At 57.6% G+C, this 17,583-nt stretch carries 18 protein-coding genes and 1 pseudogene; 2 read left to right on the top strand and 17 right to left on the bottom strand.

Going from position 1 to position 17,583, the window contains the following annotated elements; translation table 11 throughout:
- Positions 1 to 431: 431 nt before the first annotated feature.
- From ABSE61_RS32385 to ABSE61_RS32455, 15 genes and pseudogenes are all read right to left on the bottom strand, one after another.
- Positions 432 to 938, bottom strand: a complete 507-nt coding sequence (locus tag ABSE61_RS32385; protein WP_423875244.1) for a pyridoxal-phosphate dependent enzyme — start codon at positions 936 to 938, stop codon at positions 432 to 434.
- Between the two features lie 8 nt (positions 939 to 946).
- Positions 947 to 1,090 (bottom strand): annotated as a pseudogene (locus tag ABSE61_RS32390) (ATP-binding cassette domain-containing protein); the annotation flags it as partial.
- 58 nt (positions 1,091 to 1,148) lie between these two features.
- A complete protein-coding gene (locus ABSE61_RS32395) occupies positions 1,149 to 2,189 on the bottom strand; it encodes a dimethylarginine dimethylaminohydrolase family protein (protein ID WP_423875245.1) in 1,041 nt (346 codons plus the stop codon).
- Between the two features lie 21 nt (positions 2,190 to 2,210).
- On the bottom strand, positions 2,211 to 2,969 hold the full coding sequence (locus ABSE61_RS32400) for a glutathione S-transferase family protein (RefSeq protein ID WP_423875246.1): 759 nt from the start codon (positions 2,967 to 2,969) through the stop codon (positions 2,211 to 2,213).
- 87 nt (positions 2,970 to 3,056) lie between these two features.
- A complete protein-coding gene (locus tag ABSE61_RS32405; protein WP_423875247.1) occupies positions 3,057 to 3,770 on the bottom strand; it encodes an ABC transporter ATP-binding protein in 714 nt (237 codons plus the stop codon).
- On the bottom strand, positions 3,767 to 4,498 hold the full coding sequence (locus tag ABSE61_RS32410; protein WP_423875248.1) for an ABC transporter ATP-binding protein: 732 nt from the start codon (positions 4,496 to 4,498) through the stop codon (positions 3,767 to 3,769). Before ABSE61_RS32410 ends, ABSE61_RS32405 begins: the two co-directional genes overlap by 4 nt.
- Positions 4,495 to 5,421: a branched-chain amino acid ABC transporter permease gene (locus tag ABSE61_RS32415; protein WP_423875249.1), complete on the bottom strand. Its 927-nt coding sequence runs from the start codon at positions 5,419 to 5,421 to the stop codon at positions 4,495 to 4,497. The genes ABSE61_RS32410 and ABSE61_RS32415 overlap by 4 nt, the downstream gene beginning before the upstream one ends.
- On the bottom strand, positions 5,421 to 6,311 hold the full coding sequence (locus ABSE61_RS32420; protein WP_423875250.1) for a branched-chain amino acid ABC transporter permease: 891 nt from the start codon (positions 6,309 to 6,311) through the stop codon (positions 5,421 to 5,423). The genes ABSE61_RS32415 and ABSE61_RS32420 overlap by 1 nt, the downstream gene beginning before the upstream one ends.
- Positions 6,312 to 6,331: 20 nt before the next feature.
- Positions 6,332 to 7,510 (bottom strand): amino acid ABC transporter substrate-binding protein, encoded by a 1,179-nt coding sequence (locus tag ABSE61_RS32425; protein WP_423875251.1) that lies wholly within the window; start codon positions 7,508 to 7,510, stop codon positions 6,332 to 6,334.
- A 24-nt stretch (positions 7,511 to 7,534) separates the two neighbouring features.
- Complete coding sequence (locus tag ABSE61_RS32430; RefSeq protein WP_423875252.1) at positions 7,535 to 8,341, bottom strand: alpha/beta hydrolase; 807 nt, start codon at positions 8,339 to 8,341, stop codon at positions 7,535 to 7,537.
- Positions 8,331 to 10,637 carry a xanthine dehydrogenase family protein molybdopterin-binding subunit gene (locus ABSE61_RS32435; protein WP_423875260.1) on the bottom strand — a complete coding sequence of 769 codons (2,307 nt, stop codon included), beginning with the start codon at positions 10,635 to 10,637 and terminating at the stop codon, positions 8,331 to 8,333. Before ABSE61_RS32435 ends, ABSE61_RS32430 begins: the two co-directional genes overlap by 11 nt.
- 2 nt (positions 10,638 to 10,639) lie before the next feature.
- On the bottom strand, positions 10,640 to 11,116 hold the full coding sequence (locus ABSE61_RS32440) for a (2Fe-2S)-binding protein (protein WP_423875253.1): 477 nt from the start codon (positions 11,114 to 11,116) through the stop codon (positions 10,640 to 10,642).
- Positions 11,113 to 11,973 carry an FAD binding domain-containing protein gene (locus ABSE61_RS32445; RefSeq protein ID WP_423875254.1) on the bottom strand — a complete coding sequence of 287 codons (861 nt, stop codon included), beginning with the start codon at positions 11,971 to 11,973 and terminating at the stop codon, positions 11,113 to 11,115. Before ABSE61_RS32445 ends, ABSE61_RS32440 begins: the two co-directional genes overlap by 4 nt.
- A 5-nt stretch (positions 11,974 to 11,978) precedes the next feature.
- Positions 11,979 to 12,440 carry an SRPBCC family protein gene (locus ABSE61_RS32450; protein WP_423875255.1) on the bottom strand — a complete coding sequence of 154 codons (462 nt, stop codon included), beginning with the start codon at positions 12,438 to 12,440 and terminating at the stop codon, positions 11,979 to 11,981.
- Positions 12,441 to 12,454: 14 nt separating this feature from the next.
- A complete protein-coding gene (locus ABSE61_RS32455; protein ID WP_423875256.1) occupies positions 12,455 to 13,534 on the bottom strand; it encodes a 2,5-dihydroxypyridine 5,6-dioxygenase NicX family protein in 1,080 nt (359 codons plus the stop codon).
- 149 nt (positions 13,535 to 13,683) lie between these two features.
- Here ABSE61_RS32455 and ABSE61_RS32460 point away from each other — a divergent pair, with 149 nt between their 5' ends.
- Both ABSE61_RS32460 and ABSE61_RS32465 read left to right on the top strand, forming a co-directional pair.
- On the top strand, positions 13,684 to 14,298 hold the full coding sequence (locus tag ABSE61_RS32460; protein WP_423875257.1) for a TetR/AcrR family transcriptional regulator: 615 nt from the start codon (positions 13,684 to 13,686) through the stop codon (positions 14,296 to 14,298).
- Positions 14,299 to 15,047: 749 nt separating this feature from the next.
- The gene (locus tag ABSE61_RS32465) at positions 15,048 to 15,308 is read left to right on the top strand and encodes a CGNR zinc finger domain-containing protein (RefSeq protein ID WP_423875261.1); all 261 of its coding nucleotides are present in this window, start codon (positions 15,048 to 15,050) and stop codon (positions 15,306 to 15,308) included.
- 1,098 nt (positions 15,309 to 16,406) lie between these two features.
- Here ABSE61_RS32465 and ABSE61_RS32470 read toward each other — a convergent pair.
- Both ABSE61_RS32470 and ABSE61_RS32475 read right to left on the bottom strand, forming a co-directional pair.
- Positions 16,407 to 16,601 (bottom strand): hypothetical protein, encoded by a 195-nt coding sequence (locus tag ABSE61_RS32470; RefSeq protein ID WP_423875258.1) that lies wholly within the window; start codon positions 16,599 to 16,601, stop codon positions 16,407 to 16,409.
- A 484-nt stretch (positions 16,602 to 17,085) separates the two neighbouring features.
- A complete protein-coding gene (locus tag ABSE61_RS32475; protein WP_423875259.1) occupies positions 17,086 to 17,559 on the bottom strand; it encodes a hypothetical protein in 474 nt (157 codons plus the stop codon).
- Positions 17,560 to 17,583: the final 24 nt, after the last annotated feature.

The raw sequence follows: 17,583 nt of genomic DNA on the forward strand, positions 1-17,583 counted from the left end.
GTGCCAACGAGCCCTCACCAAGACGTGAGCAGCCCTGACCTATAGCTCTAGTGGTCTTCCGGTTCGGGAAGCCGCCGAAGGTAGGCCAGCACAACAGCGGCGTAGCCTAAGGTCACAATGGCAGCGATTGCACAAGCAAGGTTGATCATGACAGGCGGTCCAAGCCGTTTTGATTTCACGCATCTTCGCATGCCACTCGCTAAAGGCGAGTTCCATCTACCGATCGAATTGAAGGCAAGCAATAACTTAGGCTTAAGCATTCGGCTTTTGTGGCAAAACAAGCGAAAGATCGCAGCCGAGTCTCCCAAGCGACCGGGCGCTAATCCCTATCCTTTGCACCGAATACCTCGCCTTTCCGATTGACGAAATGCACCATGCCGCAAGCATCGCATTCTGCACCCTCGAAATCCGCTTCCAGTGCTTCAGGAGCCTCAGCTCGTCATAAGCGAAACGAATCGCTCGCATACATCCTGGTCAGTCACAGTCAGCACCCGTGACAGCCGCTTCCGGTTAATCGAGAACGGCAGCTCGGCGGGTGTCGGCGCGAGCAGCGCATCGCAAAGAGAGCCGGACAGCGCGGGATTGACTTCTCTATTGCCGCTCGCAAGGGAACGTCGCGTATCATCAAAAGCTTCAGGCTCGACGGCCCAAACCTCGGCTCGCGATTGCATGGCCTCGGTGGCTAGGCATGTGCCGGCAGCAAGTCCGCCGCCCCCACACGGCACTAAAATAGTTGTCAAGTCGGCAGCCCCAATCTGAACGAGTCCCTCGGCAGCCACTGTCCCCTGCCCTGCGATGATGAACGGGTTGTCGCCAGGCGGGATTACCGCCACAGCCGATCGCCCCGCGATCTGTGCCGCAATTTCCTCGCGCGATTGCCGGTTGCGGTCGTAAAGAACGATCTCCGCGCCGTTCTCCGCCGCCCTTTTGATCTTCACCGCTGGCGCAGCATGGCAACCGGATCCATGGCGAGGGCCCGCACGATCGCGATCCTTTGCTGTTGGCCGCCCGACAATTGTGCCGGGTAGATATCTTCCTTCTCTGCGAGGCCAACCCGGCTCAGGAGCGCGCGAGCCTTGGCCTGCGCCTCACAATTCGCTCGGTCGGCTGCGCGACGAAAGAAGCGATACAGCCCCTTCAGGATCACTTCAGAATGTGACGGGCCCCTGATCGCGAATTAACTGCATGGTGTTGCAGCGAATACCGCCTCCATATTTGTGCACTTCGCTGTAGTCTACCGTAATCACCTCGACGCCATGCTTTTCCAGCAGCGCCGTGGTCTTCGTTGCGGCGGCGTTCATAATGATGCGGCGCGGCTCAATCGTAAGAGCATTGGTTGGAAAAAGCTCGATCTCTTCACGCGGGCATTCAATCAGCTCATAGCCGATCTGATCCAGCCTACGAATAGTCTCGTAATCGCACCACGGCGGGTAAATCATAGCCAGCTTCGCGTCGAGCGGAACAACCCACATGTCAGAATGCATCCAACCCGGCACTTCTTCATGATACGCATAGAGGGGACCTGGACTGTATGCCAAATGAACCTCTTTATAGCCGGCCCGCCTGAGTATCGGGATGACTTGCTCCGCGCCATCGCGATTACAGTCCGTCGACAGCATCAGAATGATGAAATCGTCGCTCATTCGCGTCGAAGCTCCGATTTCGCAAACGCCGTGCCCATGCACCGTGTAGAGGATAGGGCAACCGAGATTCATCAAAAACTGCGAGACATATCGTGAGCGACCTCGCCAGTAAGGCGTTGCTTCTCGTGGAATGATTGCGCCACCGTTGATGACAAAGCCCGCAGCTGCCGAAATGCTCCGCTTCATCGGTCCGTACGCTGACCGAGGCGCTTCGTCGGACCAAGATGAATAATGCACTTTAATATCGAGCTTCTCGTAAACCTTGGCCAGATTGAAATGTTGCTCTTGCATCAACGTCAGATCTGGCGTCGTTCCATTGAATACGAAAAATGCTGAGTCTTTCTCGTACAATTTTCGGACCTCGGTTTCCGTGGGCCGCACCATCGCGACCTCTCGCAATCGGCCGATGCCCTGAGCTCCCCACCGCTTTCCCCAGATGAGCTCGATCTCGTCGAGAAAGGAAACACCGGCATGATACTTATGATATTGCGGTACTCTGCCCTCCTCATAGAAGGGGAAACGCTCTAAATCGTCCGCTTTTGCCATGGCAAGCTCCTGGTTGGCGCGCTACTGCAATGTACTGACCTTCGGAGGCGCGAACATTCGATGGGATGACAGCGGGATCGCTTTGGAATACGACGCGCGTCCGCGCAGCCGTGAGCACCATTCCTTCAGCGCAGGAAATTCGTCAAACAGATCGCCGCGGCCGAGATACTCCGTTCGATCGACTAACGACACGAATGAACACTCCGCGAGTGAAACGTCCGACCCACCAAGCCAGGGGCGGCCGTCTTCGAGCACAAGGTCCAACTTCTTCATCACAATACGTAAATCGTTGAACGAAGAATCGACCGACGCTGTATCGACCGGAGACTTGATCGTTTTCCTCCAATACTCGCCGATCCACTTCTGCGGATGGGTCGCGGCAACGCGGTCTATTTCCTCGTCGCTTACGTTCTCAAACATCGGCTTGATCATCAAGTTGAAGGTGGGCGCTCGAAACGCGTCGTGCATTTTGCCGTCTTCGATACGAACAAGAGCACGAATGGCGGCTCGCTTCACGGGGTCATCGGGCAGCAGCGGAATTTCCGAAAATACTTCCTCGATATATTCGTTGATCACCGTGGATTCGATAATCGATTTTCCATCGTGAACGATGGCAGGGACAACAGCGTTGGGGTTAATGCCAAGGTATTCGGGCTTCAACTGATCGAATGCGAGCAGATCGATAAATTTCTTCTCGTGAACGATTCTTTTTTCTTCAAGGCAAAACCTGACCTTCATGCTGCAGGTCGAATCCCAATAGTGGTAAAGCGTCAGGGTCACTACGTTACTCCATCAATCGTTCGGGTTCAGATCACCACAACGTAGGACCTTATCTTACCCGCGTGAGAGCAAGGTGAGTGGCTTGAGCTACAATCCCAGATAGCTTTCTCTCACGCGCGGCGAACTTAACAACTCCCGCGCCGGACCCTCTGCTACGATTTGTCCATCCTCGAGAACGTATGCGTAGTCTGATATTTCCAATGTGGAATGCACATCCTGCTCCACTAGACAGACGGTGATACCGCGTCTACGAATCTCAACAATAATTTCGAACAGCATCTCTGCTGTGGACGGAGCCAGTCCGAGACTGGGCTCGTCCAGCAACAGCAAGCGGGGCGCGGACATGAGCCCGCGCGCGATCGCAAGCATCTGCTGTTCTCCACCGGACAGGGAACCCGCGCGGACACTCCGGCGCTCGCGCAATCGCGGAAAGAGTTCATACATTTCCGCAGAACGCACATCGGCACCGACATGGGCACGCGGAGAGTAAGCCCCGATCCGCAATGTTTCTTCGACTGTAAAATCGGGGAATACCAAGCGTCCCTCCGGCACGAGCGTGAGCCCGTTGGCGACGCGCGCATTCGTAGGTGTAAACGTAATATCTTCACCCGCGAAAGCAATTCGCCCATAGCTGGGCGCCAAAAGGCCGGCGAGGGTCCGCATCGTCGTTGTCTTGCCCGCGCCGTTGCTTCCTATCATCGCGGTGATCGAATTTTCGCGGACTGACAGCTGCACTCGCTTGAGCACCTGAACCGGCCCGTAACCCGCGTCGAGATCGCTGACATCAAGCAGAGCTATCACGATGCGCGCTTTCCAAAGTAGGCGGATATGATACGCTGATCTACGACAACGTCGGCGGGAGCACCTTCGGCGAGCATTTCGCCGTGGTGCAACACCACTATTCGGCTGCACAATTTCATAAGCGCGCGCATGACATGCTCAATAACGACCAGCGTCAGTTGATAGTGCTGGCGCAAATGCTTGATCATCTCGAGTGCCGCTGCGACTTCGGTTGCTGTGAGGCCGGCCAGCACCTCGTCGAGCAGTAGCAGGCGCGGCCCGGTTGCGATCGCGCGAGCAATCTCGAGGCGCTTGCGGCCCGCCAGCGTTAGGGTGCCAGCGAGCCGATTCGCCTGGTCGGCAAGACCGACTTCCTGCAAAATGGCGCGAGACCTCGCATCCGCAGATGAGCGTGACGGCGCGCGATCATGGCCGTGCTGGGCGGCGATGATGAGATTGTCCAGGACGGTCAGGCCGGAAAAGGGTCGAACAATCTGGAATGTCCGCGCAATACCCAAACGACTGATCAGGTAAGCAGGCTTCTGATCGATGCGCTGCCCGGCAAACCATATCTGGCCTGTGGTGACGGGCTGGGTGCCCGCGATCAAGCTGAATACCGTGGTTTTGCCGGCGCCGTTGGCACCCATCAGGCCAATAACCTCGCCCTCCTCGACGTCAAAGCTGAAGTTGCGGACCGCAGAAACACCCCCGTAGGACTTGCTGACGTCATCAAGGCGCAAAAGGCTCAATGTGCGCCTCCCCTGCCCCAGGACCGGAACTTTCCATAGATGCCTTCAGGCGCGAAAAGCACAAAGCTGACCAGGAGCACACCGAGGATGATCATGTAGAGCTCCGGCGCCCTCGCCCAAAGCAATTCCGATAGTGCGACCAGAAAAGCTGCTCCAAGAAGCGGTCCGGGAACGTCATCACTGCCGCCAAGGACAGCGATCGTCACAATGGTGAAGGAAGTCACCGGACTGAATGACTGCATTGGTTCAAAATAGGTAAAGCGAAGGCTCATTAAGGCTCCCACCATCCCCGGAATGATGGCCGAAAGTCCAAAAACCAAGAGCTTGGTTCTGGCAGTGTTGATACCGATAGCTTCCGCGGCGATTTCGTCTTCGCGAACAGCCAACAGCCCGGATCCCAGCCTGGACCGGCGCAACACGTAGAGAATGATCGTGCTGGCCACAGCCAAAAGCAGCATCGCCCCAAACAGCTCACGCAGGCTTGGGGTACCGATCAGCAGTCGCCCGCTTCGTCCAAGCGCCGCCTCAATACTGACCACAATGTATTTGACGAATTCTGCCAGGCCGAAAGTCAAAATGACGAAGTATGGCCCCCGCACTCGCAACGATGGCCAGCCAAGCAATAATGCGATCGTGCCGGCCGCGAACCCTGCCAGAATGACGCCGAGCCATATCGGAAGTATTTGCCAACAAACCACCATCACATAGGCGCCGACGCCGTAGAATACGGCATGACCCAGCGAAATATAGCCTGATAGGCCCGAGAAGGCCGCCCAGCTTTGCACCAGGGCAACCCACATCAATAACGTCAGTCCGATGCTGACCGCGTATTCGTCGCCCCAGACGATGAGCGCTGCACTTGCGATGAGGGCGGCAGCCAGCGAGCCGACAAAGGGTAAGTGTTCAGACAACGCCGACCGCATCACTTCGCTGCCGCTGCACGCCCGAGCAAGCCCTGGGGCTTGATGAGCAAAACCGCAATAAAGACGCCGTAAACAAGGATCGATCGAAAGCTCGATGAGATAATCGCCGTGCCATAGACTTCGACCGCTGCGAGCAGCAGCGCGCCCAGCAGCGAGCCGAACAGATTGCCCAGACCACCGAGCGTAATGATGACAAACGCGGAAATCGTGAACGGAAATCCGATAAACGGCGTGATCTCCTGGACCATGCTCACCAATACTCCTGCAAGCGCGGCCAGTGCAAAGCCGAGGGCGAACACCATGACGTTCAATCGATCAATGTCGATTCCAACCAGAGCGGCCGCGTCGCGTTGCTGGATCACGGCCCGCACCGCGCTTCCCGCGCGGGTGTACCTGAAAAAGGCCAGACAGAGAAAGCAGGCTGATGAGGCCACACCAAACATGACCAGACGGTTGGCCGTCATCGCCACGTCGCCGATGTTGATCACCTGATCCAGATATACGTAGCCTCGCTGGGTCGACGTAAACAACAGCGCCATCACGTTCTGAAAAATGACCGAGACTCCAAAGAAGATCAGCAGTGAATTTGCCTCGACGCGCGCTGCGAGCTTAGGCGACCGCAGCAGGCGCCGAAACAGAACCACGTAAATGAAGATCCCCAGACACGCCCCAAGAGCGGGCGCGATCACCATTGACAGCAGCGGGCTGATTCCGAGACGCGTGAAGCTCCAATACGTGACATAGCCGCCCAGCATCACGAATTCGCCGTGAGCTATATTGAGCAACCGCATGGTGCCATAGACAAGATTGAGGCCCATCGCGACGAGCGCATAGAGAGAGGCGAGTGCCAAGGCGGCCGCGAGCAGCTGGCCAGACAGCAGCACGCTCATGCTTGGCACTCGCTACGCATTCAGTTCTGCGACCACGCGGGTTTCTTGATCACCTTTGCGGTCTCCTCGGATGCCGGCCAGATGATCTGCGCCTCACCCTTCTGGAACTGCAGATACATCGTAGGCGTGGTGACATTTTCCACGCCATTGAACTTCACAGGACCATTGATGGTATCGAAGGTATCCGTCGCGATTTCCTGTCTCAACTTGTCCTTGTCGAGACCGACCTTCTTGACGGCCTGTTCGAGAACCTCGATCGACATCCATGCCAGAGCCGAATCCAGATAATCCGGCGGCTCGTTGAATTTCTTGAAGTAGGCATCATAGAACGGCTTTGCTTTCGGCCACTTTGCCTGCGCCGGCGACCAATGGCCCATGGTGATGATGCCATCGAGATTGGAACCGAATATCTTCGAGAAGAAGTTGTCGGTCGGCCCGATCAAGACCAGCTGGAATGGCGAGTTAACGCCGAGCTCGCGTTCCTGCTTCATAAACAGAACCGAATCGGGCGGATAGGACAGCGATAGAATAGCGTCCGGAGCCGCCTGTTTGATCTTGGTGAGGGTCGCCGTCATATCCTTGGTATCAGGCGCATATTCTTCGTTGACGACGACCTTGAAACCGCCGTCCTTCTCGATCGCGGGCATCAGGAATTTCTTGAATTCCTGCGAAAACGGCAGCTGCAGGGTGTTGATCGCAACCGTCTTGACGCCGGCGGACTTCATCATCTTGACGAGCTCGCTCGCAAGATGATCCGGAATGGCCGAAGTCGTAAACCAGATATTGCCCGGCTTGACGTCACGGATCGTGGTTGATGCCGCGGAATTTCCCACGACCGGAAAATGGTACTTCTCCAGAATGCCGACGATCGAAAAATGAAACGGCGTGCCCCACGGCGCGAGCAGCAGATCGACCTTGTCGCTGGTGATCAGCTTCTCATATATCGCCGGCTCTTTGCCAAAATCCGATTGATCGTCGTAGACGACAAATTGAACCGGCCGCTTCACGCCGCCGACGTCGATGCCGCCTTCGGCTGCGACCTTGTCCGCCCAGAGCTGATAAGCATTGAGCTGGGTTTGCGCAGCGGGCGCAAATGGACCGGTTTTCGAGATCGCATAGCCGATCTTGATAGGATCCTCAGCCCAGGCCAAGTGGGGTAGTGCTGCCGCAAGTATAGCGGCGAGGAGAAGTCTTTTCATCCGGATACCCTCTCGCTTTGGTCGTTAGTGCCGCAAAATCCACTCGACAGCCCGCGGCACCCAAGGCCCCTTCGATTCGCCACCGGCATAGCTTGCCGTAAAATGATCTCGCCCCTGGAGCACAAGGCGCTCGACTTCGCCGCCGGCGGCGCGCAGCGCGTCCTCCATACGGACCGACTGGCTCATGAGATGAGGAAAATCCTCACTGCCATGAGCGATGAAGAACGGACCGGGCTTGCCCCTGATATTGCTGATTGGACTGGCTGGTCCTTCGTTGCCGGACTCAAGGGGTCCAAGGAAGCGTGGCCTCATCTTCAGTTCGGACTGCGAACCGAAGTCGAACACACCCGAGATCGGCAGACAGCCGCGCGGAGCAATATCGGAGCGCGTCAGCGCCATGAGCGCCGCATAATGTCCACCGGCCGAATGGCCGCCGACAAAGATCCGCAACGGGTCGCCGCCAAATGAGCGCGCATGCTTGGCAACCACGGCTACTCCCTCGCAGGCGTCGTCAAAGCCGGCCGGAAATACATGCTGCGGCGCCAGCCTGTAGCCGACGCTCGCGAACGTGATCCCAGCATCCGAGAAGGCTGGCGCCATGAACGCCATCCATTCCTTGTAACCGTTGGTCCACCCGCCGCCATGGATGAACGCAAGCACCGCGCCATTTGGCTTGTGCGCGCTCCAGATCGTCACGCTCTGGTAGGGATCGGGTCCATACGAAAGTTCTTTGCCCTCGATAACGGAGGCACCGCGCTTCATCACCTCGTCATGATAGAGACGTGCGGGCGGCGAAAATGGCTCCTGCGCGGGATAATCTTCAGGACGCATGCGGTTCTCCTGCGTCGAGCATCGCAAAAAGTACCCGTTCGGGGGTGGCCGGAAGCCGGCGCAGACGACGGCCACAGGCCCCCGCTATGCCGTTCACGACGGCCGGCGCAACGGCGCAGATAGGAATCTCTCCAATGCCCTTGGCGCCGAACGGGCCATCCGGCTCCGGATCTTCAATCAGAAGGGCATGCACCTTGGTCGGCACATCGAGTGTCGTCGGCACCTTGTAGTCCATCAGACTCGGATTGGCGATTTTCGCCCCATCCCATACGACTTCCTCGCAGAGCGCGAAGCCTAAGCCCTGGACAAAACCGCCCTGTATCTGCCCCTCGACAGATCCCGGATTGATGGCCTTTCCGACGTCGCAAGCCGACCACGCTTCGTTGACGGTGACCTTACCCGTCGCCTCATCAATTTCGACGTCGCAAACAATGGCCGAAAATGAGAACACCCCGATCTGAGGGAATGGCAATCCGGTTGCGACCGTCCGCTTGGGATCGATTGTCTGCTGGTCGTACATCACGCTGGCCGACCCCATGATCGGACCACCAACGGCCCAGTGCGCCCGCAGCGATAAATCCTGGAAGCTCAACTCACGCTCTGGAATGCCGACAATGCCGATCTTGCCGCCCGGACGTAGGACGAGATCGGCCGTCGAGCACTCGAAAATATCGGCGGCGTGCGCTTTGAGCTTTTCTTCCACTTCGGCGGCCGCCGCAACGATGGCGCGGCCGACCATGTAGGTCACTCGGCTCGCGGTGGTTCCCCAATTGTAAGGTGAACTGTCGGTGTCCGGACTGCCGATGACAACGCGATCGACGGGGATCTCGAGCGAGTCCGCGCACATCTGAGTCAGGACGGTGTCCGAACCCTGCCCGATATCGACCGCGCCGGTATTGAGAACAATGGTGCCGTCTTCCAGGACGCGGATGATCGCCGCTGTCGCCAACAAGCCGCTGATATGGGAGGAGCATGCCAAACCGAGACTGCGACGTTTGCCGGGCGCCGCCGGCAGCTTGTCACGACGATCCCATCCAGAGGACTCCCGAACGGCTTCCAGGCAGGCGACGAAGCCGTCGGAGTGGACGGGTCCGCCGCCGACCCAGCTATCACCCTTGCGTGTGGCGTTCTTCAATCGAAGCTCGAGGGGATCCATGCCGATTTTTTCGGCGATCTCGTCGATCTGGACTTCGGTTGCGAACGACACCTGCGGATTGCCAAACCCCCTGAAAGCTCCGAAACGGATCTTGTTGGTGTAATACAGCCGCCCCGCCGCGCGCACGTTCGGAATCCGGTACGGGCCCCGCGCCATCAGTAACGAAAAGCCCATCACGCCCGGACTGTCGTCGCCATAGGCCCCGCAATCGACGACAATATCCACTTCCCTAGCCACCAGCGTGCCGTCGCGCTTTGCCCCGGTTTTTGCCCGGATCCGATAGGGGTGCCGGTGGCGGACGATTTCGAAATCCTCTTCCCTGCTGAGGATCAGCTTGACTGGCCGCCCGCTGTCGATCGCCAGCGCCGCCGTCATCGCCTGAACATGCATCTCCATCTTGTTGCCGAAGCCGCCCCCCACCCGAGGTGTCACGCATCGCACCTTTGACATCGAAAGGCTGAGCGCCTCGCAGACGTTGGCCTGTACTCGAAATACCGACTGGTTGGCGGACCACAGCGTCACCCTTCCGGTCGGATCGATTTCCGCGAGCGCCCCGCACGGTTCGATCGCGACATGGGCTTGCGCCTGGGTGTCGAACTCTCCTTCGACGATGACGTCGCACTGCGACCAGGCTCGCTCGATATCGCCCTCCACGAAAGAGGTCGCCCAGGCCAGATTTGCGCCGCAGTCGGTGTGGTGCACCCGAAAATAAGATTCGTTATCTTCATGAATGACCGGCGCGGACGGCGCCATCGCTTCATCCGGCGTCAGGACCGCAGGCAACTCCTCATATTCCACCTCGATCATGAGAGCGGCGCGGCGAGCCGTTTTTTCATCTTCGGCCGCAACAATGCAAACGGGTTCGCCGACGTAACGAACTTTTCCGGCCGCCACGACGGTTTCATCCTTGATAAAGGGACCGAACTTGCCGCCCTTGAAATCCGAACCCGTCAGGACACTGACCACGCCGGGGAGTTGCTTGGCGGCGCGCACATCGTAGGACTTGATTCGCGCGTGAGCGTAGGGACTACCAAGAATGGCGCCATAAAGCATGCCGTGCCGATAGAGGTCGGCGATGTAGTGCGCCCTGCCCGACACCTTCTCGCGGCTATCCAGCCGGGGGATACTCTGTCCGACCACGCTCAAGGGTGAATTCCTTCGTTCGCGCGACAGACGGCTTCGACTATCTTGCTGTAGCCGGAGCAGCGACACAGATTGCCGGAAAGTGCCGACCGGACTTCGTCCGAGGTCGGATGCGGATTTTCGGCAAGCAGCGCGTGGGCGACCATCAACATTCCACTTGTGCAAAATCCGCACTGAACGGCACCGAATTCGATGATGGCATTCTGCAAGGGTGTCAGCGATTTACCTTTCGCCAGCCCCTCGACCGTGGTGATCGACCTGTTCTGGGTCAGGACCGCCAGCGAAAGGCACGAGCGAACCGGCTGATCATCGACCAGCACGGTACAGGCTCCGCAAACTCCCTGGTTGCAGCCGCGCTTCGGCCCGGTGAGATGGAGTTCGTCACGCAGCACTTCAAGCAACGTCTGATCCGAACCGCTGCGGGCTGTCCGCTCCGAACCGTTTACAAATAGCTCGATGAGCTGGGGCCTGCTCATGCGACCTCGGCTTTTTCTGTGTGCTGGACCTGTGAAATCGCCTTCGCAAGCAATCGCGGCAGCACGGTGCGGCGGTATTCGGCGGACGCGCGCACGTCGTCGACCGGATCGCTGATGGAAACCAGCATACGGCCGGCTTCGGAAATCAGCGCAGGACTCATCGATGTTCCTTCGAGCAGAGCCTCAGCTTCCCGCAAACGCAGCGGCGCCGGCCCGCACCCACCCACCGCGATGCGAACAAACGTACAGACGGCGCCTTCGAACTTCGCCATGATCGCAATTGAAACGATGGCGAAGTCACCGGAAACGCGCGCCAGTTTCTCGTAATGTCCGATCGACCCCGGCGGCACGGCCGGCACAACAATCGACGTGACAATTTCGTCAGGTGCAAGTGCTGTGGTGTACCAATCCGTCACGAAGTCGGCGATGGGGATCGATCGGCTGCCTTCGGGCGAGGCGATGTCGATGACAGCTTCCGCAGCCGTAAGCGCGGCGAGATAATCGGCCGCAGGGTCTGCAAAAGAAATCGACCCGCCCATCGTGCCCATATTGCGGACCACGCGGTTGGCAATGCGCAAGGCCGCATAAGGCACGACGCGTTGTCCATCTTTGAAGCATTTGGAAGTCGCGGTCTCGACGTGACGTGTCATCGCGCCGATCCGAACCCGGCCATCGCCGTCGCGCGCGATTCCGGACAACCCGGGAATCTCCCGCAAGCTGATCAGCGCGGCCGGCTCGACCAAACCCGCATTCATCATCGCGACCAGCGTGGCGCCCCCGGAGATACAGCGTGCACCTTCGTGCTGGACCAGAAGTCCAACGGCCTCTTCAATCGTTTGCGGAAGGAAGAGGTCCATCGCTGTCACTTGTCTACCGCGGCATGTTCGATCTTTTGCCTAAAGGCAACCGCGAAATCGTGACCGAGACTTTCCGCCTTTTTCTTCATGACACCGAGGCCGAATTTACCGAGGCGGCCGACCACCGCAACATCGGATGAGTAGTGCAGTTCGGTGGTCTCGGCATCGAGCGCCGATAACCGCAGCACATTTTCGGAGGATAGCGAACTCGCCCGCCCCCCTTCCTCGCCGCGGGAGCGAGAGCGCACTTCCTCGAATTCGATTTCCGAGATCACATCGATATCGATAGCGAAGTCCGCCTTGATAGGTCCGAGTTGCACGCTGATCTTGGCCTTGTAACTGGTGGGGCTGATGACTTCGACGTCGTGGCAGCCAGGCAAACACGAAGCCACGATGACCGGGCTGCGGATCGCCTGCCAGACACGGTCGCGAGGGGCAGCAATTGAAAAGCGATCCTCGATACGCATATTCGACCTGCGTCCTAGCGCGCTTCCCGCTCGACAACCATCGCCGGGTCCACCAGCCGGCCTTTCTCGATCACCACCTGGTTGTCGAGAATAACGGTGCAATCTCTCATCGGCACATCGTAATGCCCGCGGGTATTCCGCTTGCCGCCGCCCTGGGTATTCGGGCCGGTGGAGAACAGGAAGTTGCCGGGGAAGGTGCGCGCCGCGGCACGGCTGCGTTCAGGCTCGTCGCCGTTGAGAGCAATTCCGTACCACAGGGATTGCGGATTCAGGCCCCAGCCCAGATGCGACACCGCAAAGGGATCGCGGTCGTCTGGCGAGGACTTGTTGTCGTTTAACCAGTCCCGCATCAACTTCGCGTCCAGACCGCCTTCGATGTTGGTAACGAAGCCATCGCGAATATCGAGCCGAACGGGATCCTGCACATACCGGCAATAAGGAAGGATAATGATGTCGCCGGGCTGGAAAACCACCGTTCCGTTCGCGGTCCCTTCGTTGGGGAAGGTGTGAACGTGCCCCGCGCCCCAATGATCGAAATGACCGGGTTCGTCGGCATAACCCCACTGACTCATCACCGGATATTCGCCGCACGTATACGTAAAATCGGTACCGGCATCGCTCACGACATGGACCTTCTTGGTCTGGCTGAGCCTTTTGTGTGCATGTTTGACGGCATCCTTCAGACCCTTCGGCGACATCAGATGGTCGAGATCGTCCGGCGCATCAATGATCATGAGCACGCGGGTGCCGCCGTCCATGACTTCCTTGAGCCACTTCGTGAACAACGGGACGTGAAAGATAACGATGATATCGGCGGCGCGAACCGCTTCCAGCGTTCCTTTACACTTGCCGATAGTGGGTACACCGACCTTGGTCCAGGACGGGACGGCGTTGACGCACATTTCGTAGACGTCGGCGCCCAGTTCATCCGCGGCGGCAAAGGCGGCCTGGATATATTCGCGCCGGGTCGTTAGGTCGCTCACCAGCGCGATCGTTTCGCCGCGCTGCACCTTGCAAAGTTCGAATTGCCGCCGGTAAAGAAAGGCCAAGCCTGCAGGATTTCCCTCGGGCGCGCGAATAGCAGCCTGCAACATCGGTGACCTCCATTGTCCCAACTTGAAAATGTCATTGATCCAGATCAAAAGCCTTGTGATAACGACTGTCAATACCAAATAGCATTCGCTAAACGCCCATTCCTTGACCAACGAGCGGAACCGGGTCTGCGAAAGCGCAGGATTTAGTGATGGCTCAAGTTAAAAAGCCGGCCGTACGTGAGGCAATCCTTGGCGCAGCACATCGGCTTTTCCGCGAGCAGAGTTACAACGGCACAACTCTCAGCCAAATCGCCACTGAAGCTGAAATATCCACGGCGAACCTGTATTCGTATTTTCCTTCGAAATTCGACATTCTCTATTCGATTTATGACCCCTGGCTTCGAGAACGCCTCAAACGTCTCGAACTGGAGCTGGCGGAGATACGTCATCCCCGGAAGAGTCTCAGACATCTCATCGCGGTGATCTGGCGCGATATCCCCGCGGAAGAAAACGCCTTCGCCAACAACATTATTCAGGCGGTCTCGGGAGCGAGCCGCGAGGGGTATGACCCCTCCCTGCTGAAAACGGCCGAGAAGTCCGTGGCCAAGATGCTTCGCGACATGCTGCCGCCCGATCGACTGGAGGCCGTGGACGTAAAGTCCATCTCGCATGTCATCTTTATGGCGTTCGATGGCTTCGCAATGGGCGCTCACGTCAATCGAGGCGCCGCGTGCAGCGACAAGGAAATAGAACTCCTGTGCAACCTGATTTTGGGAAATGATCGGCAGCGATCTCAGGCCCGGCAAGCCTTATGGAAAGGCTAAGACCTGGTCGGCCGCGCTGCTAACTTTTTGGCGAAGCCACAGCCCGATAGAACCCGACCCCTGAGCAAAATGTGACGTCGTTGCGCGACAAGATAGGGCCGCTTACCGTTAAGTGACATTAAATCCACGGGATTACCCAGAAGAAAGGCGATTGCCAGGGCAACGACCTCTTCGCGTCCAGTACGCAGGCGAACGTGAAGCAGTTGATGGATGTTAATCTGCGCTTCATGCTCCAGCTCAACGGCAACGGCAAAACGTCCGGATCGATTGTATCGTTTCCTGGGAGCTACGAGCGGTGCCAAAGAACATCACATGCACATCGACCGACTGCAACGAATTCCGAGCCCGTTGAACAAGTTATCCGGCAAAACATGTCCAAAGTCGCAAGCGCGGTAGTTCGCTCGACGGACGGCAACTGAGGGCAGCGTTCAAAAGAGTTCAGATCGCACAAAGTCGTAGAGTGGCGTACAAAATCGGAGCGGGTGAAGCGCTCCGATAGAAATTTTCCGATCGATTTTTCGTCTTTTTATCAGGATCTTACGAGCAGCGTCAATTTTTGCGTTGGACGTTTTGTTGGACGTTTTATTGGACGCGTTTACCGGCTCGGGGACGAGGGTTTGAGCGTTTTACAACCGCCGACGAGGCAGCTCACGTTCGTTCTGTATCGAGGGAAGCGCCTTCGCGCGGATGCCGGTAGCTTGGGAGCGGGACCGGCGCAAAACCGTTCGTCACTCCGACGTCAAGTCCGCATGGTTCACTCTAGTTGGGCCGGCAAATACCCGCGCCAGATCGGCCGGCCAAACCTTTTCCCCGCTCCGCGACCCCCGCGAGCGGGGCCTTTTTTCTCGGTGGACCCCACACCAGCTTTGAGCCCCCCGCGCCGATTCACACTGGGTGGCCTGCAGGCGCACTTCAAGCCCAAGCGTAGGACACGGCGCTGGTGCCAATCCAATCTATGCGGCAACCGGCAAAAGACCCGTACCTACCGCGAGCGGCTCAAGCAAGAATAAGAGACGTGACGCAAACGCTTGCGCGATCCTGTCCCTTGAAATTAAAAGGGCCAGTGAGGCCGTACAATGCTTTGTAGAATAGTCCACACTTCGCTGCATGGGATAATAACGGCATGAAGATGCATCAAAGCATGCGGCACCATCACCGAATAGCATCACACGATGCATAAAACGCACGAAGACAAAATGATGATGAAGAAGGACACACTGTAAACGGTGCCCCCAAGGGGCCATTTTTTTGGCGCAGAGGGAAAGCTGAGTTCGGTGACTATCAGACCGATTCCCTCAGCCTTTGAATCCGGACGTCAGTCTGAAAGCACTAGTGTGCCGTTCCGGTTGTCGTTCCCGAGGGGCTGTCAGCGGGAGGGGGAGCCGGATTTATTATGGTTGATCCCGGCATACCGCTCGGTCCAGGATTGCTGGCTATATGGTTACCACTTCCGAATCCCCCCACGAAAAACGCGAATGCGAGGATAAATACAGCGCCAATCACGAATAACATTCCACCACTTACCCTACCTTGGCTATCTTTTTTCGGCACGCGGCCCTCCTTCAATTGACGATTAGGCCAAGTTGGCCGGCATCACTAATTCGGTGTCGCAAGACCTAATGTGCAGTGGCCATCAAGGATCTGAACTGCTCCACCGCCGCTCGGTACGTTTTCAACTAACGCAGCGTCGTTCGCGAAATCCCAAGCATCCCCTTCGGTTTGAAAGGGTCTTCATATTCGATCGCCATGCTTAAACACGGCGTAGCCCATGATGCTCTCCTTCGGATGGCAACGTTCTCCGTTTGAATAGGTTCGAGGAGGTGCTCCAGCAACCCCATCTTGCGCCGGCAACGTTCTCAGCAAACGGGCAATTTGGACCGAATAGATATCTCAAATATCTCATCGCCGGCGTCGTTCAGAACAATGACATACCGGCGATTGAGCTGAGGCGTATCGATCGCGATCTGGGTCAATCGCACCGCGGTCATCCGGGCAATCAAGCCCCAGCGATTCCTTGTGTCTGCGCCCATTCCTTACGTCGAAATAGTAATGTGGCATGATGCCTCCGATGGAGAAAGGCCCGGCAAGAAGCCGGGCCTCTGTCTCAGTTACTTTTGCTGTTGGCTTTTCGCATGGGCTTGGTCGCTCTGTTTATTTGCACTCTGTGAGTGTTGCTGCGCACTCTTTGAATGCTCCATGCCCTTTGCGTGATCGCCCTTTCCATGTTGCTCAGCGGCCGCTCGATGAGACTTTGCCGCGTTTTCGTGAAGTTCAGCGGCTTTGTTGTGATCGCTATTTGCCATGTGAAGCTCCATAAGTTCAGCTCCCCAGCGCCGAACAACCTGCCGGACTCCGAGCCGTTCCTAGGTGTCACGGAATGGTGTGATAGGCATCTGCAGAAGTTCCATCAATATCCTGATATCGCGACCGCGGTCCCCTCCTCGAGCGGGTTACCCGCTCTAAGCGAACATAGCGCGGTGCAGTCGGCATGTCGCAAACGTGCCGAAGGACGACATTGCACGCCCGCTGGACATGAAAGAGGCCGCCATCCGAGGCGGCCACTCCTTACGGTTGCTGTTTTCAGCCATGACGACACTCCCTGATTATAAACACGAGAAAGCGAACAAGTTTTTCAAGTTAGAAATGGATTTTCGGCTTGTGGTTGAACCTGGTTATCTTTCGGTCATGGCGCCAAAACCCAAGCATTTCGGGTCGCGTCATTGTGTTTTAGCTCCGCACCGCTGTCAGCGGGTCTCCCTAAGTTTGGGAGCCGAAGAGCGAGCACACTCATCTCGACTGCGGCCCCGACCCCACTTTGCCCCTGCGAGCCTCCAGCGCCAGCTTTGTCAAAATCTTCTTTCCCGCGATGCGTCCTGACTCCCAGGCGCCGGTCATTTGACTGGGGCTTTTCTTCAGGTCCTGCACAAACGTCTCGCCCGCGAACACCAGGTTGCCAATCACCAGCGGATTGCGGCGTTTGAGGCCGGGCAGCATGGCCGAATAGGCGGCCAGGAAATTCGGATTGGTCGTCCAGTCGGTGATATGGAAGCGGCCTTCCAGGTTGTTGCGTGCACCGCTCAAATCGGTTCGCCGACGCGATCGAGGAGATCGAGCATCTGGTTTTCGATGTCGGCGTAGCCCGGAGGGCGGGGTCCATACCATTGGCTCCGGGTTGGCAAGAGCTTTCTTCACGTTTTGCAGCATTGGTCGGTGCAGCCATGTGTTCGGCCTTTTGATGCGGCTCACATGACCGCTGGCCATAACGCCCTCCGCGGATCAGGTCCC

This window comes from Bradyrhizobium sp., from assembly GCF_049519115.1.
Lineage (GTDB): Bacteria > Pseudomonadota > Alphaproteobacteria > Rhizobiales > Xanthobacteraceae > Bradyrhizobium.

Excerpts from the sequence above, each read along its gene's own strand:
- ABSE61_RS32455 (WP_423875256.1), bottom strand. The coding sequence starts at position 13,534 with ATGTTGCAGGCTGCTATTCGCGCGCCCGAGGGAAATCCTGCAGGCTTG.
- ABSE61_RS32470 (WP_423875258.1), bottom strand. The coding sequence starts at position 16,601 with ATGGCAAATAGCGATCACAACAAAGCCGCTGAACTTCACGAAAACGCG.
- ABSE61_RS32460 (WP_423875257.1), top strand. The coding sequence starts at position 13,684 with ATGGCTCAAGTTAAAAAGCCGGCCGTACGTGAGGCAATCCTTGGCGCA.
- ABSE61_RS32395 (WP_423875245.1), bottom strand. The coding sequence starts at position 2,189 with ATGGCAAAAGCGGACGATTTAGAGCGTTTCCCCTTCTATGAGGAGGGC.
- ABSE61_RS32420 (WP_423875250.1), bottom strand. The coding sequence starts at position 6,311 with ATGAGCGTGCTGCTGTCTGGCCAGCTGCTCGCGGCCGCCTTGGCACTC.
- ABSE61_RS32440 (WP_423875253.1), bottom strand. The coding sequence starts at position 11,116 with ATGAGCAGGCCCCAGCTCATCGAGCTATTTGTAAACGGTTCGGAGCGG.
- ABSE61_RS32475 (WP_423875259.1), bottom strand. The coding sequence starts at position 17,559 with ATGGCCAGCGGTCATGTGAGCCGCATCAAAAGGCCGAACACATGGCTG.
- ABSE61_RS32465 (WP_423875261.1), top strand. The coding sequence starts at position 15,048 with ATGGTTCACTCTAGTTGGGCCGGCAAATACCCGCGCCAGATCGGCCGG.
- ABSE61_RS32450 (WP_423875255.1), bottom strand. The coding sequence starts at position 12,440 with ATGCGTATCGAGGATCGCTTTTCAATTGCTGCCCCTCGCGACCGTGTC.
- ABSE61_RS32445 (WP_423875254.1), bottom strand. The coding sequence starts at position 11,973 with ATGGACCTCTTCCTTCCGCAAACGATTGAAGAGGCCGTTGGACTTCTG.
- ABSE61_RS32430 (WP_423875252.1), bottom strand. The coding sequence starts at position 8,341 with ATGCGTCCTGAAGATTATCCCGCGCAGGAGCCATTTTCGCCGCCCGCA.
- ABSE61_RS32425 (WP_423875251.1), bottom strand. The coding sequence starts at position 7,510 with ATGAAAAGACTTCTCCTCGCCGCTATACTTGCGGCAGCACTACCCCAC.
- ABSE61_RS32415 (WP_423875249.1), bottom strand. The coding sequence starts at position 5,421 with ATGCGGTCGGCGTTGTCTGAACACTTACCCTTTGTCGGCTCGCTGGCT.